This window comes from Caballeronia sp. ATUFL_F1_KS4A (genome assembly GCF_023630905.1).
Taxonomy (GTDB): Bacteria; Pseudomonadota; Gammaproteobacteria; order Burkholderiales; family Burkholderiaceae; genus Caballeronia; species Caballeronia zhejiangensis.
Genome location: NZ_JALQEB010000039.1, coordinates 1 through 17012, shown reverse-complemented (window position 1 = coordinate 17012; position 17012 = coordinate 1). Strand labels below are relative to the sequence as shown.

The window sequence follows — 17012 nt, the reverse complement described above, 5'->3', positions numbered from 1 at the left end:
GCCGACATCCGCCTTGCATCGGTCAATGAGCTGTGCGCGACTAGTATGGCCTGTTGACGATCCACCGCGTGCCGTGTCGGCTTGACACGCGACTTACGACCGGAGAATCAAATGGCAAGCTTGCCTTTCGACGCCGCAGAACCAGGTCTCAATGAAGAGGCGATCGAGCACTCGTCGCCTGACATTTCCGTTCGAGCTGGCTTATCGTGGAGCCAGACGGAGAAGGCGCTCTTCACTCGCGAATTCCTTTCTGTCAATCCCGAACAGGTAGTCGCAGAGCTGAATCAAAAAGGATACTTTGCGTTTCCTTCCGCCCTTGCACCAGCGGCCATCGAACGCATAGAACACGATTCGACTGCAACGAAGCTGGGCCTGAACGTCAACAAGGTCGCCGGTGTATTCTGGGAGAAGCAATACTATCTGACGAACCTGCTCGCCGTGTCGAAGACCTTCTACGACTTCGCGACCTCATCATTTGTTTTCAGGGTCTGCGAAGGATATCTGGGCGACAAGTTCAGACTCAAGGCGCTGAGATACTACGAAACGTACGGCGGGCACCACATGCAGTGGCATACCGACAACAAGACCGACAAAGCCTTCGCTCATATTCCCGGAATCATCTTTATCTTCTATGTCTCCGATGTCGACGACGGCGAGTTCCAGTACATCGAGGGCTCGCATCTCTGGTCCGGAGAAAAGGCGTATAGCGACTACACGGATGAGTTCATCGCTGATAACCTCGCGTCGGACGTCAAGAGCTTCAAGATGCCGCGCGGATCGCTCGTCATTTACAACACCTACGGCATTCATCGAGCGAGACCCGTAACCGACAGGAACTTCGTCAGGAAAAGCGTGTTCTTCCAGGTTGACAGTGAAATACAGAAGTCCGAGCCCATCATCGTGAACACGGAATTTATTTCGGAAGTCAACGAACGAACGTCGATGTTCCTCGGATTCGGACAGCCCTCGGAGTATGACGTCTTTCCAAAGACCTCGATGAACACAGCGCCGCTCAATCGAACGATGATGTCCGTGCTGGGCGAATATCTTTTCTTCCGCTTGACACGCGCGGGATTCGCGAAGCTGCCTCGGGGTCTGCGACCGCTGATCCGCAGGTTAGCCGGAAAATGAACCGACTCTGCGATCAAAGGTCCGCTGGCTGCGAAGCCAGCGGGCCCGGTCGACACTCGCACGTGCGCGCTTATTCGTGATGTTCCAGCGCACGGTATCCGGCTAGGGTTATCAGAGCATCGCGCTTCGCTATCTGATAATCGGACTGCACCATTTCCTTGACGAGCGCTGGAAAAGTCACCGTTGGCGCCCAACCGAGTTTCGCGTGAGCATTCGACGGATCGCCCAGCAGGGTCTCTACTTCCGTCGGCCTGAAGTAGCGAGGATCGACACGCACAATCACGGTCCCTGGCGCGACACGGCATTCCTTGCTGGTGATCCGCTCCACGATCGCGACCTCGTCGACACCGCTGCCCTCGAAGCGCAGAACGATACCGAGCTCCGCGGCAGCAAGTTGCACGAATTCCCTCACACTGTATTGCACGCCGGACGCGATCACGAAGTCCTCCGGCTCGGGCTGTTGCAGCATGAGCCACTGCATCTGAACATAATCGCGTGCGTGTCCCCAGTCGCGCATTGCGCCCAGATTGCCGAGATACAGGCAGTCCTGCGATCCGATTGCGATGCGAGCAATCGCGCGCGTGATCTTACGCGTGACGAACGTCTCTCCACGAACCGGCGATTCGTGGTTGAACAGAATGCCGTTGCACGCATAGATGCCATAAGCCTCGCGATAGTTCACCGTGATCCAGTACGCGTACAGCTTCGCAACGGCATACGGGCTTCGCGGATAAAAAGGCGTGGTTTCCCGCTGGGGTATTTCCCGGACCAGCCCATATAACTCGGATGTCGATGCCTGATAAAAGCGAGCGCTTTTCTCGAGACCCAATATGCGCATCGCTTCCAGTATTCGCAGTGCGCCCAGACCGTCCGCGTTGGCCGTGTATTCGGGTTCCTCGAACGAGACCGCTACGTGACTTTGCGCGGCGAGATTGTAGATCTCGTCCGGTTGAACGCGCTGGATGATACGCAGGATGCTCGAAGAATCGGTGAGATCGCCGTGATGCAAATGAAACCTTCGCTGCGCTACGTGATCATCTTCGTAAAGATGGTCGATACGGTCGGTGTTGAAGAGCGATGAACGGCGTTTGACGCCATGCACCTCATATCCTTTATCGAGCAGGAATTGAGCGAGATAGGAACCATCCTGACCGGTTATTCCGGTAACAAGCGCGACCTTATTCGGCATCGTTTCTTCTCCTCTTATGCCAAGTCACATGCGAACAACAATCTCAGGGTCTTGATGCCGCTTTCTTCAACGCCGTAACTCACGACCGCGGTTCGAATCGAACCTTGTCGTGATCGCCCATGTAAGGCCCTTGTTTCACCTCGATGAAGGCCGCGTCCTCGAGCATTTCGAAGCCGTGACCGCCCGCGGACAGCAATATGACGTCTCCGGGCCCAAGTGTCCGGCTCGTCACATAGTGCAGGTTCGCACCATAAAGATCGACGCGAACGCGTCCTCTTTTGATCAGCAGAACTTCTTGCGTCAGCTTTACTTCACGCGCCATGATGTTATGCACATGCGCGCATATCTTCGTTCCGGCGGCATGCTCCATATGCGCGAGTTGCTGCGAGTATTCGCGCGGCGTGAAAAAATTCACGCCTTCTCTCGAGAAGGAAGCACGGATGATAAGAGCAAGTGTGACGCCGTCGTGAGCGATGATATCGACGCTTTCTTCAACCCCAATGTCCTGCTCGGCCGAAAATACCCTCATGATGTGTCCCGACTGGAGAATGTCCGACATGGACGCGCTTTGAAACGCGTAGCAGAGGCCAGAACGCGCATCGTCCGTAACTGAAGCTTAGCGCCCGTTGTGATTCGTCTCTCGTCAAGTGACGGAATCTGGCAAGGTGTTGACCGATTTGCGTCGCGGCTCGACCCTTTCTCGTCATATAAGTCGCGCATGCGAAGGTCGCGCGCACGAACGCACGTATCTTGCCTCGATCATTAGGCGCGGCCGTCACTCATCAGCGAAATATAGTTCCTGGCCGCGCGAGATACATGAAAGCGGTCGTCGAAGCACTGCCTCGCAGCTGATCTCATCGCATCCTTTTCATGCTCCGGCAAGCTCGTCCATTGCATAAGCAACCGGGTGATGCCGGGCTGCGTATCCACATCGACGAGGCCCGCTCGGTCCGCCACGACTTCCTGCCAGATTCCGACCTTGTCGGTCAGTAGCACCGGCACGCCGCATGCGAGCGCCTCGGCCACCACGACGCCGAAGTTCTCCTGATGCGAAGGTAAAACCATGACGTCCGCGGCCCGCAACAAGGACCACTTGTCCGCGCCCGTCACCATATCGATCCAGGTGATTTTCCTGGCAAGCCCGAGTTGCTCGGCTTCACGACGCAGCTTCGCCGCGACGCCGTTGTTGTCAGGCCCCGCAATAACTAGTTGATAGTCGTTCGCGGCGTCTCGCAGATCATGAAAGGCGCGAATCAACAGGTCGCAGCCTTTCTTTTCATGGAGCCGCCCTAGAAACAACATCAACTTCTTGTCATTCGAATGCCCCGACGCGCGCCACTTTGTAACCTCTGCCTTTTCGATCAAAGGTGGCGGCACGGTGCCGATCGTCATGGTGTTTTCCTTGGCGCGATATAGCGGGAATGCTTTGCGCGCGAGGGTTCGCTCGCTATCCGTAGTGAAAAGAACGCCTTTCGCGTTGCTCAGGACGTGTCGTTCAACGAATAACCAATAGACAAGCTTCTTCGCGAACTTCAGTGGATGGCCTATGTTGAACCATGGATCCAGCATTCCGTGCGGCATGACGAAGTATGGAATCTTCCGCGGACGCAGCGAAAACACGGCCGCCGCGCTATGAAACTGCCAAATGCCATCCACGACAATCGCATCGTATTGCCTGCCATGCTCGATCAGCCAGCGAACGAGGCGGAAGTTGAACGAGTATTTCCCTGCATGGTGTCCAAGGCGGACCACTTGATCGAACACAGCGTCATCTGACGTGTCGGCATGGGCCGAAGGATCGAGACAGACGATATCGACCGTGTGTCCAAACAGCCGCAGTTCTGCGGCGAGCTTCTTGATTGCCTCCGCCGGACCGCCACTCCTTGCCTCGATAGACGGAATGATGTGGAGCGTTTTCAAAGACGTTCTCCAGTGAGCCAGGACGCATGCGGGAGCGGCAATGTTCGTCGACACCTTTCGACAGCCTCGTGCAACGCCCCGGAAAGGCATCGTAGCGCCGCGGATGCCCGGCAAGGTCCGTTGGCGGAAATCATCAAGCTTTTGGCCGGGCATCCGCGTGCTGAGTCCGCGGCGATGGCGGGCGCGGTCTCACTCATCGGTCAGCCAACGTCTTGCCGTCATCCGTCATAACGGGTCGCGCGGATATACGGCAGGCTATCGTTAGACCAGCCCACGATAGACGATCCGATATTGATCGTGTCGCTGTGAACGCAACATGTCCTTTCTTCTGCGGGGAACTCAAGATATGTTGTTCAAGAGAGCCGCTTCGAGCACTACCTATCAAAGTGATCTGGCAGTTCCCCGATTCGCCCATCGCCGCGTTGAAACTCGTGAACATGCGAGCGGCGCGGATGTCACCGGCATCGGCTTTCATGTCCGGCCGATCCGGATGGTGGTCTTTATCGAACTGGACAATTCAGTAGGCGGAGGATTTCAGCAAGCGACGAATGCTGCGCTTCTGGCCAAGCGCCTGCCGCCCGAACTCTGTAACGTGACCTTCATCACGACGCGCAGGTCCGCGATCGAAGAACTGCATCGGAATGGAATCGATGCTCGCTATCTTCGCGTTCACCGCTGGCAAAAGCTGCTTGCGCGTTTCCATGTCATGTGGCGCCTGCTCAATCCGCCTCAACTATTCAGAAAGCACGTGTACTTCAATTGGCTCGACGGGTCTTTACGGGAAATGGGCGCGGACCTCGTCTACTTCACGGGTCCGTCCTATCTGGCTCTCGTGACTGCACATTTCAGCTATCTCTTTACGGTCTGGGATCTGGCGCACCGCGATGAAGTGGACTTTCCTGAAGTTCGCTGTGGCGGCGAGTTCGAGCGCCGCGAGCAGATCTATCAACTTGCGCTGAAGAAAGCGACCGGTGTCGTAGTCGATTCAGAAGCGGGACGCGATAACGTGATCCGACGATATGCCGTCGATGAGGAAAGAGTTCATGTGATTCCCTTTTCTCCCGCGATTGGAACGCAGTTGTCCGAGCATGAGCTTGATCATCCGGATCGCTTTATCGACATCAAGGCAAAGTATGGCCTGGATTGCGACTACGTCTACTATCCCGCCCAGTTCTGGCCGCATAAGAACCATGTCTATCTATTGCGGGGATTGCGCAGCCTGGAGGATCGCTTCGGGATCAGGGTCGGCGCCATATTCTCTGGGCGCGACTTTGGCAACCTGGCTCATGTACGCTCAGTGGCCGATGAGCTCAGGCTGGCGGACCGAATCCGCTTTGCAGGCTTCGTGTCCGATATCGAAGTGACCTGCCTCTATCGTCAGGCGGTCGCATTGGTGATGCCCACGTATTTCGGTCCCACGAACCTGCCGCCCTACGAGGCGTTTCAGCTTCGCGTGCCCGTGCTGTATTCCGACCTGAAGAACCTGCGAGACCAGATTGACGACGCGGGGCTTCTCATCGATCTTGTGAACCCGGACAGCATGGCCGATGCACTTCGTGAGCTCATCATCGACCCCGACCTGAGAATGCGGCTGATCCAGCGAGGGAAGCAGCGCATCGAATCCTTGACGGACGACCGCAGGCTGTCGGTGCTTCGTCATGCACTGGAGACGTTTCGAGTGCGCCGTATGTGCTGGCAGCCCTCTCCGAAGATGTCCCGGATTGGCGACAGTTAAGTCGATCTGTCCGCACCGCCAATACCTGAAACGTGCAACGACTGCTGGGAGAGCTTCCAAATGGCGTCAGAACTCCTCACCGACAATGCGGTGCCGAACGCGGAAACCGTTGTCCACGATGTCAAGGACGAGCACCCTGCCAATCGCGTCATCGATCTGAGCCGAGCAGGAAAGGGCAACTATGAGAAGGCGCGATCGACGCTCATCGAAGCACTATGGTTTGTTGTCGAAGCCTGCGTCATCAATAACAAGCTCAACCCGTTTTCGAATGTGCGAGTTGCGTTACTCCGTCTCTTCGGCGCGAAGATAGGCGTCGGTTGCCGCTTCCTGCAACAGCTTCGCGTGAAAGCACCGTGGAATCTCGAAGTGGGCGATCACTCATGGTTCGGCGCCGATGTGTGGATCTATAACCAGGCGCCCATCCGCGTCGGATCGCATGTGTGCATTTCACAAGGCACGTTCCTCACAGCCGGCTCGCACGCAATGAGCACGACGATGAATCTGAGCGTTGCACCGATCGTCATTGAAGACGGCGTGTGGATCACGGCGAATTGTGTCGTGCAAATGGGCGTGACCATCGGCCGTTCGGCGGTCGTTACACCGCTTTCCGTCGTACATCGTTCGCTCGAGCCCGAAGGCGTTTATGGCGGCAACCCATGCCGCTTCATTCGCAAGCGCTTCGATTGAAAGTCAGCGCGTTCGGCGCGCCGACTTTTCAGTTTCAACCACATTGGGTGGCTCGATGAAAGTGCTGATGATCTCGCTCAACTACGCCCCGGAAGTAACCGGGGTTGGAAAGTATTCTGCCGAGCTGGCGGAATGGCTTGCATTGCGCGGACATACGGTACGCGTAATCACCGCTTTTCCGTATTATCCCGAGTGGCGCGTTCACGCCGGCTATAACTCGCACACATACGTGACGGAACAGCTCAACAATGTTTCGGTGATACGCGTGCCCTTCTGGTGCCCGAAACGCCCTTCGGGCTTGAAGCGCATATTGCATCTGTTGAGCTTCGCACTCTTCTCCATTCCCGCCGCGGCAGTGCAAATCGCGTGGCGTCCGCAAGCCGTATGGCTCGTCGAGCCGCCCTTGTTCGCGTCGCCCATGGCGCTGTTGGCAGCGCGCATCGCGAGTGCATCGTTCTGGCTTCACGTACAGGACTACGAGGTCGATGCCGCTTTCCGGCTTGGAATCCTGAAGGGCCGTGCGGCGAAGAAGCTCGCATCGTCCGCTGAAAAATGGCTGATGTCGCGCGCCGACGTGGTCTCCACTCCCTCAGCCGCGATGACGCGACTGGCGGTGCAAAAAGGCGTCCTTTGCGAGAACGCTTTTACATTTCCGAATTGGGTCGACATGCAGCATGCACAATCGGACAGCGCGGATAATTCGTTTCGCGGGCAACTCGCTCTCGGTCGCGGCGTGCAGGTCGTACTCTATTCCGGCAATCTCGGGCTCAAGCAAGGTCTGGAAGTTATCGCGGATGCGGCAAAGCTTCTCGCGTGGCGCGAGGACATCATGTTCGTGATCTGCGGTGCCGGGCCCGCAAGATCGTTCCTGCTCGATAAGGCCCGCGACTTACCCAATGTCAAATTCCTCGATTTGCAGCCTAAAGAGCGCTTCCACGAACTGCTCGCGCTTGCGGACATGCATGTTCTGCCGCAACGCGCCGATGCCGCCGATCTCGTCATGCCATCGAAGCTCGGCGCCATGCTGTCGAGCAATCGGCCGGTTATCGCCACGGCGAATGAAGGCACCGAGCTATGGGACGTCGTGAATTCCGTCGGCCTCGCGGTCGAACCCGAGTCTCCAACTGCATTGACTAAAGCCATACTTCGTCTCGCCAATGACCGCTCGCTTCGTGAGCGTCTTGGTGCGCTCGGCCGACAATACGCGGCATCGAATCTCGCCAAGGAATCGATCCTTCTGCAATTCGAGGCGCGTCTGCGTAGTTCGGTCAAGGCCAAACGAGGTGTCGGCGATCAGGCGCCGACAACCTGAGCGCTTCGCTCTCAGCGCTTATTCCGGCTTCGTGCGCGAAATTCGGTTGGGGACATCGAGAATTCCTTGCGGAATAGCTTCGACAGTCTCTCTCCGTTGCTGAGGCCCGTTCGACGGGCGATCTTGTCGACCGGAAGATCGCTATTTTCGAGCAGCTTGCAAGTGAGATCGAGCCGCGCGCGAAGCAGATATTTCGAAGGCGTGACGCCGATCTCGCGCTTAAACAGACGCAGGAAGTTGCGCTCGCTCATCGAAGACATGCGCGCTGCATCGACGACGGATATCGCCTTTGCGCAGTTCAGCACGAGCCAACGCGCCGCCGCGCGCGCCTTCTCGGCCAGCGTCGTGTCATACATCTCTTCGAACGCCGCCTCGAGCGACAAGCCTCCGCCCGATTCGAGACGGTCCGCGACACGCATAGCCAGATCGGCGCCCAAGTCCTTCTTGACGAATGCAAGCGATGTCATCAATGCCTGATCGCGTTCATGCTCTGATAGGGTTTTGGTCGCCGAACTGGGCGGAATATCCTGCTTCATCGAAGGCCAGTCCCGCGGCGTAACGCCCGCGGCCGACAAGAGCATGTGCGCGTTTCCCATCGCGGTAATGGTGACGCTCTTCCCGCTCACGCGTCTCAGGAGTTCCATAAGATTGTCGTCCGAGGACGCGCGTGCCACGCCGCTGCCTCCTGCGACGAAAAGGTTATCGAGACTATCGAATTTTCCTCCGGCGAGTTGTTCCGTCCACACGGACATGGAAGAAGAACACGAGACCGTACCCCCGCGAGCCGATACCAGATTCACGCGATATTTCAAAGAATGATTCGCTGCTTCGGATTGCAACTCGTTCGCCACATGCAGCGCTTCGGCGAGGGTGCCTGCGGCCAGCAAAGAGAAACCATCGTATAAAACAATGCCGATGTGCTTGATTACCGTCGAATCATGCATCGCATACGCGCAGTCGCCAGCGACGGACGTAGCTTCGAGGACGTCAGTTGAGGTTGACATCGCGGAGCCTCCAATTCGTTGCGTTAGTGTTATTCCTTCCGAACGAGCGTGTCGACTGTGGGCGTCGTTTAACTTTTGGGAGTCACCAGGCGTTCTCACAGACGCAGGTTACAGGTAAGAAAAAATTGCGTCGAGGCAACGATAAAAATAGACATCCATATGAAAAAAGTTCTTAATCGCTCGCGGCGTTGAACGGATACGCACGTTCGTATGGACAGACGGCATAGTCGTGGACGGTACATTTGCAAACGCCGCCATGATCGCACTCGCAATCGTTTGCTTTCGTAGCGTTTCGCGAAGTTAGGTGAAGAAGCGTATTCTCGCAGTGCCGAGCAATACAAAAACGGGCGCGAATTCGCGCCCGCCTCTCGCCGGAAGTATCTTTACGGATGCAGCAGAATCAAAAGCTATCCCGCGTTGCGTTCAAATCATATGTTATGACGAGCATGCGCCGATTGATTCGCCAAAGGCGAATGCGACGTTTCGCGAAAAGTTCTCCATGAGCAAAGAGCCAATTCGCATCACGCGCGGTCATGCATGCCGGCATTGGCGCGTTTGATTCTTTTCTGCGAATCGGCGGCAGATGGCATCGGCAATGAACTAAAGCGCTGGCGTATTGCGGACTACTCCGGCGTGCCACGCGCCTCGCAGGAACTCGGGAACCGTGCGCTCTCCTGCCTGATCCGTTCGCAATGCCTTGACCAATGGACGAGGTTGTCCATCGCGTGACTCATCACTTCGATAGTTCCGTGATGTTCTTCGAAGGAGATTGTCAGAGCGACGTGCGAGGCAGATAGCCGCTCGGCTTGCCCTGCAATCTGCGGCTCACCTTGAGCGCGAACAACACAGGCTTCGTGATGTGCGGACGAAGGATGGCATGCTTGCGCACATACTTAGGAACGTACCACTGAGATCGCGTGCCCGCGTAAAACAATGCGGCGTGTCCCGCGCGCAGCGTGCGCGGTTCCTGACCTTCGGCGGTAATGATGACTTCGCCTTCGATCACATAGATGGTCTCGTCTTGCTCGAAGTACCAGTTGAAGCGGCCAGCGGTGCAATCCCAGACCCACGAGGAGGTCGTCGTGTCGAGACTTTGCGACCATCTGCCACTGCGGGCGACAGGATTGCCTTCGAGTATCCATGCGGGGTCGATCGGATCTGGTTCGAGCAACACATCGTCTAGACGTACGGACTCGAAAACGGGAGTTGGCATGAAGTCTCCTTATGGTGCGGCTTGATCGGTCATCGAAAGAGCGGGAGAGAGTCTGCGCTCGCTCATTCAGCAATCTGGCTCCGTCAAGGTTTCGGCGCCTTGCGCATTTACAGACAAAGAGGCAAGGAAAACGTTCATCATCAACATTACAGTCTGTAATGTTTGGCAATCTTATACAGCACGCCGGAATTGCGCAAACGAAAAACCGGTGTTTTGTATGAGCCAACGCACATACATAATTCTTGAATCCTAGCCTCGGTCTAAGGCTGGTTTGATAGCTCGCGCGGGTGAGGTGATCGAACGCGAGAACGGCAGTCGCCGAAGTTATCGAGCGATTGCCGTTCTGCCTTTGATTGACGTGTAGATGCTTCTGATCGCCGCCGATCGATCGACGGAGGGCATCTCAATGATGATCGAAGCAGAACTTTGGCGGGCTTCATAGATACTCCGTTTGAATGTATGGAATCAGCAAACTGCAAGCACATCTTACGAAAGCAGAGTTAGCTGGGGAATTATCCAATTCAGCCGAAGTGTTGACGCACGCACAGCCGGAAGTTAGCGATGTCCATGCCGCTTGATGAACTCCATCAAGGCGGCAAAGGCAGGGGGTATGGAAGGATCGGCGGCCTGAAGGTGAAGCGTATCGTCGCCATCGACATGGATCCGATAGGTGCGGCCGTCCGGAACAGGTTTCGTTGCGCGTGGCCTCGATGCGCTCGCCTCGGCGCGCGCCGCCACGACGAGATGCGCGAATGCAACGCCATCGTCGGGCGAAAGATCCTTCTCGTCGAGAACGATCGGCCGTGCAAGTCCGGGAAAGGCAGCTAACCCGCCATCGGTCGTCAACTCCGCGTGCATTGAAGGCTCCCACGACGATTGATGTGAGGCGCAGCCCGCGCACACCAGCGCCGCGCCCGACAACAGGAGCGCGGCGAAGATGCGAGCGCGCGCACGATCACAATACACCGACTTCGTGCCATCCCTTCTTGACCGCCGATGCCTCCGCGCTACTCGCGCCATATAGCCTGCTCGCCGCAGTTAGCGTCAGCTTCGCGAATGTCTTGAAGGTCGCGGTCGGCTTGAGGTGCGAGTCGGTCAGCGTCTCATACCAGATTCGCCCCGCCTTCTCCCAAGCATATCCGCCGATTTCAAGAGCGGTCATGCAGAACGCCTTGTTTGGAATGCCTGAGTTGATATGCACGCCGCCGTTGTCCTGCGTCGTGCGAACGTACTCGCTCATGTCGGCGGGCTGCGGATCCTTTCCGAGCCTCGGATCGTCGTAGGCCGTGCCGGGATTCTTCATCGAGCGAAGCGCGACGCCATTGACGCCCTTCGCGAGCAATCCCTCGCCGATAAGCCAGTCCGCCTTGTCCGCCGTCTGCTTGTGCGCGTATTGCTTGATGAGCGAGCCGAACACATCCGATATCGACTCGTTCAGCGCGCCCGCCTGCGTCATGTAATTCAGGCCGGCGGTATGTTCGGTCACGCCATGCGTCAATTCGTGACCGATGACATCCAGTGCAATGGTGAAGCGGTTGAAGAGCTCGCCGTCGCCATCGCCGAAAACCATCTGCTGCGAGTTCCAGAACGCGTTGTCATAGTCCTTGCCGAAATGGACGGTGCCGATGAGCGGCATGCCCGCATCGTCGATCGAATTGCGATGAAACACCTCCAGATAGAACTCGAAGGTCGCACCGAGACCGTCATAGGCTTCGTTGGCGGCATCGTCTTTTACGGGCTTTGCGCCTTCGGTACGAATGACCGTGCCGGGCAACGTTTCAGTTTCGTCGGCCGTGTAGATCGTGCGATGCGCGGAAGGCGCGGCGGCAGTGGGCATCGGCGCTGCGCGCCGGACTGCGAGCGTGGCCTCCACGGCACGGAAGGACCGCATCGTGTGATCCTTCGACAGCGTGTCGATGGCGATCTCGCGCTCCTTCGCGTCGCCATGCTTCGCGATGTGCTCCAGCATGTGCGGCGGCAGAATGCAATAGATGGAGTGAGGGCGTCCGGGTTTCAGGCGAGTGCACATGATCGTCTCCTTGGCGAATCGAATCGATGGATTGAGCGCGGCCACGACGAAAATCTAGACGATGCCTCCGAATAGTCAATAGATGCCCTTCTACCATTGCCAAGCGTTATGTCGGTCCTCGCGAACCGCTTCATTCCGGCCTTCCATTCATGTAGATCTACTTAACTTCTTTCCGTGCCAAGAGACGCGAATGTGCGATAGCGAACATTGCATCGACGTCTAGACGTCCGGTCTCGTGCATGCATGGCGGTATACCCCATGCATGCGGCAAAACATCACTTTGTTGTCCAGCGCACCGAAGGCCAGAAACGAAAGGAGGTTAAATCTTGCAAAACGTGCAATGAGAACCTCAACAAATGCGCGACCTAAATAAAACATCGAGCGGCCCAGGGATTCAGTGCGTTGCCAATATCGCTTCTTACCGAAGCGAGCGCCTATGCGTCGGTAATATTGGAAGTGGGGCCGACGCATGACGCCGATCGTCTTCGGAGGCCGCTTCGGGTGGCTTCACGTCGGCCATGGAAGCCACGGCGTCGTGCTATGCAACCCATTCGGGCATGAGGAAGCGTGGGGCCACAAGGCCATGCGCTATCTGGCCGAAGAGCTTTCCCGACGCGGCATTCCGGTCTTGCGCTTCGACTATCTGGCGACCGGCGATTCAGTCGGCATCGATCATGAGAGCGATCGGGTCGATCACTTCATCGCGGATATCGGCGCGGCTATCGAACGTTTGCGACAGGAAACGGGCGTAACGAAAGTCACGCTGTGCGGCTTGCGTCTGGGCGGCACACTGGCTGCGCTGGCATCGCATCATCCGCTGGTGGATTCGCTCGCGCTCCTCGCGCCCGTGGTCAACGGACGCCACTATCTGCGCGAACTCACCGCGCTGCGACAGACGTGGGTCGAAAATCTTCCCGTCGTCGTGAGAGCGGTGCAGGTCGATTCGCCATATCACGTGCTCGGTCAGGTTTATAGCGAAGCGTTTCGCAGCCGCCTGAGCGGGCTCGATCTCGGCAAGGCGATGAGTCATCAGTCCGCTCTGCCCAAGCGCGTGTTCGTGGCCGACTTGCGGCCGGGCGCGAGCCGGTCGCTATGCAACGTATTGCTCGATCGAGGCGTCGACGTGCAGACGGAAGCCTTCGACGACTACTTCGAATTCATGCAGGAGACTGCATCGTCGGTCTTGCCCGAGAAGACGCTCAAGCGCGCCGCGCAATGGATCGAGGAGGGCGTGGCCGAAGGCATGGCCCGCGATCTCAAGCCGGCCCGCACGAGAAAGGCAGCGCGCCCGAGCATGAGCGACGATGCGATCATCGAAACGCCGGAAGCGATCGAGCGCCCGGTGATCTTCGGCGCTGCAGGACTCTTCGGCATCTTGTGCGAGCCGCGCGACGGACTGCCGGGCGGCCCTGTGATCGTCATCACGAATACGGCGGGCAGCGTGCATCAAGGCGACAGCCGGCTGTCCGTCCGCATGGCGCGGGAGATGGCACAACGCGGCATCGCATCGTTGCGCTTCGATGCGCGTGGCATCGGCGACAGTCCCGCACGTTCGCCGGATGGCACGCACGACACGGTTGCGTCGATTCATGCGCAAACCACGATCGAGGATGTCGCGACCGCAGCTGCATGGCTCAAACGAAAGGGCTACGATAACGTCGTTGTGTTCGGCATCTGCTCGGGTGCGTATAGCGCGTTGCGCGCGTCGCTGATCGAGCCGGCTATCGGCGCTGTCATCGCCGTGAATCTGCAGCGCTTCCATGTACCTGAGCATCTGACGCTGCAAGAGCTCAGAGCGCAGCGGCGCAACACGATGGCGCGTCTCGGACCCGCGATCCTGAAGCCGCAAAAATGGTGGCTCGTGCTGAGCGGCAAGCGCGGACTCAAGCCGATCCTGAAAGCTTTCGCATCGAATGCGGCGGCGCGGCTGCAATCGCAGATGCCCGGTGTGACGCGCAAGAAGGTCGTTCAGGCGGATCACGGTTCGCTCACGGATCCGCACAGCATCGTCCATGCGCTCGAACGCAAAGGCGTGCGCACGCTGCTCGTGTACGGCGCAGGCGACGAAGGTCTCGATCAACTGAACGCGCATTTCGGCAGGCACGGCAAGAAGCTGTCTCGAACGACGCGCGTCCGGGCCGCAGTGTGCGGCGATGTCGATCACGCGCTCTACGACACGCGCGCGCTCGCCACGGTGATCGCGATGTCCGACACCTTCATCAAGGATCTGAAGCCGGAAAGCGCGCCGGTCATGGAACCCATTGCGCCGCTCGGTGTTTCTCCGCAGCTCTAAGCTGATCTTCATCTCATCGACTCTGATACGGGACGCGGCTCGTCCGCGCACGCGCGTCCCGTATCGTTGACCACGCTGTTCGTCGGAATCCGACAAGTCCCCGCCCTCTGTTTCTCTGCGGCCCACACTTCGGCCTCGCCTATTGCGGATGGTTTCGGCGCGCGAATCGCGCTTCCACCCCGCAATCCCTTTCCTATCAGGCCGGCGAGTTAACCGAACAGATCCTCTAGTAGCCGCTGGCACAGCCCTCGCATATGTAGCTGCGAGCGCAACGATTGGTGCTCATCCAACCAACCAAGTCAGGAGCTACATCATGTTGAAGATCGACAACCTCGCTGTCAGCAAAGAACTCGGCCGTGCTGAAATGGGCGCCATCGTCGGCGGTTCCAGCATCTTCCAGAACAACGGCATCAACGCCAACGTCAACGGCGGCTTCTCCTTCGCCAGCCCGCAAACGAACGTCGCGCCCGTCACGCAAGTCGATGCCTCGCAACACACCGACGTCGACGTGAAGAACATCACCAAGTCGCTCGCTTCGGTCGGCAGCCTGCTTGGCGGCGTCGCACTCTGATTCCCCATCTCATCGCAATCATCCACGCATCCGGAGAACCATCATGTTGAAGATCGAATCCCTCGCAGTCAGCAAAGAACTCGACCGTGAAGAAATGGGCGCCATCGTCGGCGGCTCCAGCATCTTCCAGAACAACGGCGTCAACGCCAATGTCAACGGCGGCTTCTCGTTCGCCAGCCCGCAGACCAACGTCGCGCCCGTCACGCAAGTCGATGCGTCGCAACATATCGACGTCGACGTGAAGAACATCACGAAGTCGCTCACCACGGTCGGCAGCGAAATTCTCGGCGCGAAGCTGTAAGCATCATCCCTCGAAGGGAGAAGGAACCGACGACGTTTCCTTCTCCCTCTCGTCATTGTTCCGAAGGCCGCACGCGCGCAATGCGCGGATTGACCAGGCCGCTCCTCTTTTGGCTTTTTTCCGCCAAGGCAATCGCCTGCAAGTGGCTTTGTCACCAGCGTTGTACGGCGCGTGCATGTGATATGGGCTGTTTCACTGAGCCCGTCGCATTCGTGTACGCGGACCGTCGGTCGTGCGCCGACATGTTCGGCGATCTGTCATCGCGCAGCCGACGAATCGATGCGCCGCTCGTTCGTGAATGATGCTGTAGATGCCCGGTGAGCCTTGCTATTCAATGGATCGGCCTAACCGGACAACATCCGGACGCTTCTGGCACAGCTCTCGCATATGGAGATGCGAGCGCAACGATTGGTGCTCGTCCAACCCAACCCGTCCCAGGAGACACATCATGCTGAAGATCGAAAACCTCGCCGTTAGCAAAGAACTCGGCCGTGCTGAAATGGGCGCCATCGTCGGCGGCGCGAGCATCTTCCAGAACAACGGCATCAACGCCAACTACAACGGCGGCTTCTCGTTCGCCAGCCCGCAGACCAACGTCGCGCCCGTCACGCAAGTCGATGCTTCGACGCACACCAACGTCGACCTGACGAACGTGACGAAGACGCTTGATTCCGTCGGCAGCCTGATCGTGGGCGGAAAGCTGTAAGGCATCGTCTACAAGGGGAGAAGGGACAACGCTGCTTCCTTCTCCTTGCTTCTCTTCCCTGTACTCCCTTCCTGCCGGTTCTTCCTTCCCCAAGTTGCGACCCAACGCTCGATGCGAGCGCTGTTCGTCTTTTTCATCGATACTTCGTATTCCATAGTTTCGTCTCTCTTCTTGCGGCGTGAAACGTGTCGCGTGTCTGATTACCTTGCGTGTTCGCCGGCTCCAGACATGTTTCGAGTATCTGTCTTTGGACGGCCGACAGCCGGCGACCATTAGCGACCTGGACTGCGCGTAGAGATCTGCTTTGAGTACCTCGATTTTGTATGTCGATCAATGACTTGCATTAACCGAACAGGTCCTCTAGTAGCCGCTGGCACAGCCCTCGCATATGTAGCTGCGAGCGCAACGATTGGTGCTCATCCAACCAACCAAGTCAGGAGCTACATCATGTTGAAGATCGACAACCTCGCTGTCAGCAAAGAACTCGGCCGTGCTGAAATGGGCGCCATCGTCGGCGGTTCCAGCATCTTCCAGAACAACGGCATCAACGCCAACGTCAACGGCGGCTTCTCCTTCGCCAGCCCGCAAACGAACGTCGCGCCCGTCACGCAAGTCGATGCCTCGCAACACACCGACGTCGACGTGAAGAACATCACCAAGTCGCTCGCTTCGGTCGGCAGCCTGCTTGGCGGCGTCGCACTCTGATTCCCCATCTCATCGCAATCATCCACGCATCCGGAGAACCATCATGTTGAAGATCGAATCCCTCGCAGTCAGCAAAGAACTCGACCGTGAAGAAATGGGCGCTATCGTCGGCGGCTCCAGCATCTTCCAGAACAACGGCGTCAACGCCAATGTCAACGGCGGCTTCTCGTTCGCCAGCCCGCAGACCAACGTCGCGCCCGTCACGCAAGTCGATGC

The 17012-nt window shown here is 57.8% G+C and carries 16 protein-coding genes; 9 read left to right on the top strand and 7 right to left on the bottom strand.

All coding sequences use genetic code 11. The annotated features are described in order from the left end of the window. The first annotated feature begins 111 nt into the window (after window positions 1-111). Window positions 112-1131 carry a phytanoyl-CoA dioxygenase family protein gene (locus tag NCS03_RS25605; RefSeq protein ID WP_250530065.1) on the top strand — a complete coding sequence of 340 codons (1020 nt, stop codon included), beginning with the start codon at window positions 112-114 and terminating at the stop codon, window positions 1129-1131. A gap of 70 nt (window positions 1132-1201) precedes the next feature. On the opposite strand, the gene gmd is transcribed toward NCS03_RS25605, so the two are convergent. The 3 genes from gmd to NCS03_RS25590 all read right to left on the bottom strand — a co-directional run bounded on the left by gmd (window position 1202) and on the right by NCS03_RS25590 (window position 4240). Next, window positions 1202-2320 (bottom strand): GDP-mannose 4,6-dehydratase, encoded by a 1119-nt coding sequence (gene gmd, locus NCS03_RS25600; RefSeq protein ID WP_175980257.1) that lies wholly within the window; start codon window positions 2318-2320, stop codon window positions 1202-1204. A 79-nt stretch (window positions 2321-2399) separates the two neighbouring features. Continuing rightward, on the bottom strand, window positions 2400-2879 hold the full coding sequence (locus NCS03_RS25595; protein ID WP_175980258.1) for a cupin domain-containing protein: 480 nt from the start codon (window positions 2877-2879) through the stop codon (window positions 2400-2402). Between the two features lie 203 nt (window positions 2880-3082). Then, window positions 3083-4240, bottom strand: coding sequence for a glycosyltransferase (locus NCS03_RS25590; protein WP_175980259.1), 1158 nt, complete (start codon window positions 4238-4240; stop codon window positions 3083-3085). Between the two features lie 316 nt (window positions 4241-4556). On the opposite strand from NCS03_RS25590, the gene NCS03_RS25585 reads away from it, so the two are divergent. From NCS03_RS25585 to NCS03_RS25575, 3 genes are read left to right on the top strand one after another with little or no spacing between them, the layout of a single operon-like run. Beyond that, on the top strand, window positions 4557-5975 hold the full coding sequence (locus tag NCS03_RS25585; RefSeq protein ID WP_250530064.1) for a glycosyltransferase family 4 protein: 1419 nt from the start codon (window positions 4557-4559) through the stop codon (window positions 5973-5975). A 60-nt stretch (window positions 5976-6035) separates the two neighbouring features. Beyond that, entirely contained in the window at window positions 6036-6662 is a 627-nt protein-coding gene (locus NCS03_RS25580) for a DapH/DapD/GlmU-related protein (RefSeq protein ID WP_250530063.1), read from the top strand. Continuing rightward, the gene (locus NCS03_RS25575; RefSeq protein ID WP_250530062.1) at window positions 6619-7974 is read left to right on the top strand and encodes a glycosyltransferase WbuB; all 1356 of its coding nucleotides are present in this window, start codon (window positions 6619-6621) and stop codon (window positions 7972-7974) included. Before NCS03_RS25580 ends, NCS03_RS25575 begins: the two co-directional genes overlap by 44 nt. Window positions 7975-7985: 11 nt before the next feature. On the opposite strand, the gene NCS03_RS25570 is transcribed toward NCS03_RS25575, so the two are convergent. The 4 genes from NCS03_RS25570 to NCS03_RS25555 form a co-directional block, all read right to left on the bottom strand. Then, window positions 7986-9077 carry a GlxA family transcriptional regulator gene (locus NCS03_RS25570; protein WP_250530061.1) on the bottom strand — a complete coding sequence of 364 codons (1092 nt, stop codon included), beginning with the start codon at window positions 9075-9077 and terminating at the stop codon, window positions 7986-7988. A gap of 673 nt (window positions 9078-9750) precedes the next feature. Beyond that, complete coding sequence (locus tag NCS03_RS25565; protein WP_033536022.1) at window positions 9751-10191, bottom strand: cupin domain-containing protein; 441 nt, start codon at window positions 10189-10191, stop codon at window positions 9751-9753. 555 nt (window positions 10192-10746) lie between these two features. Next, the gene (locus tag NCS03_RS25560) at window positions 10747-11037 is read right to left on the bottom strand and encodes a protealysin inhibitor emfourin (RefSeq protein WP_250530060.1); all 291 of its coding nucleotides are present in this window, start codon (window positions 11035-11037) and stop codon (window positions 10747-10749) included. A 109-nt stretch (window positions 11038-11146) separates the two neighbouring features. Next, the gene (locus tag NCS03_RS25555) at window positions 11147-12220 is read right to left on the bottom strand and encodes a M4 family metallopeptidase (RefSeq protein ID WP_250522431.1); all 1074 of its coding nucleotides are present in this window, start codon (window positions 12218-12220) and stop codon (window positions 11147-11149) included. 469 nt (window positions 12221-12689) lie between these two features. Between NCS03_RS25555 and NCS03_RS25550 the strand changes: the two genes are divergently transcribed. From NCS03_RS25550 to NCS03_RS25530, 5 genes are all read left to right on the top strand, one after another. Next, window positions 12690-14513, top strand: coding sequence for an alpha/beta fold hydrolase (locus tag NCS03_RS25550; RefSeq protein ID WP_175980262.1), 1824 nt, complete (start codon window positions 12690-12692; stop codon window positions 14511-14513). Window positions 14514-14826: 313 nt separating this feature from the next. Beyond that, window positions 14827-15084, top strand: a complete 258-nt coding sequence (locus NCS03_RS25545) for a hypothetical protein (RefSeq protein WP_008346270.1) — start codon at window positions 14827-14829, stop codon at window positions 15082-15084. 43 nt (window positions 15085-15127) lie between these two features. Further along, window positions 15128-15385 (top strand): hypothetical protein, encoded by a 258-nt coding sequence (locus tag NCS03_RS25540; RefSeq protein WP_008346268.1) that lies wholly within the window; start codon window positions 15128-15130, stop codon window positions 15383-15385. 448 nt (window positions 15386-15833) lie between these two features. Then, complete coding sequence (locus NCS03_RS25535) at window positions 15834-16091, top strand: hypothetical protein (RefSeq protein ID WP_008346266.1); 258 nt, start codon at window positions 15834-15836, stop codon at window positions 16089-16091. A 447-nt stretch (window positions 16092-16538) separates the two neighbouring features. Next, the gene (locus NCS03_RS25530; RefSeq protein ID WP_008346270.1) at window positions 16539-16796 is read left to right on the top strand and encodes a hypothetical protein; all 258 of its coding nucleotides are present in this window, start codon (window positions 16539-16541) and stop codon (window positions 16794-16796) included. Window positions 16797-17012: the final 216 nt, after the last annotated feature.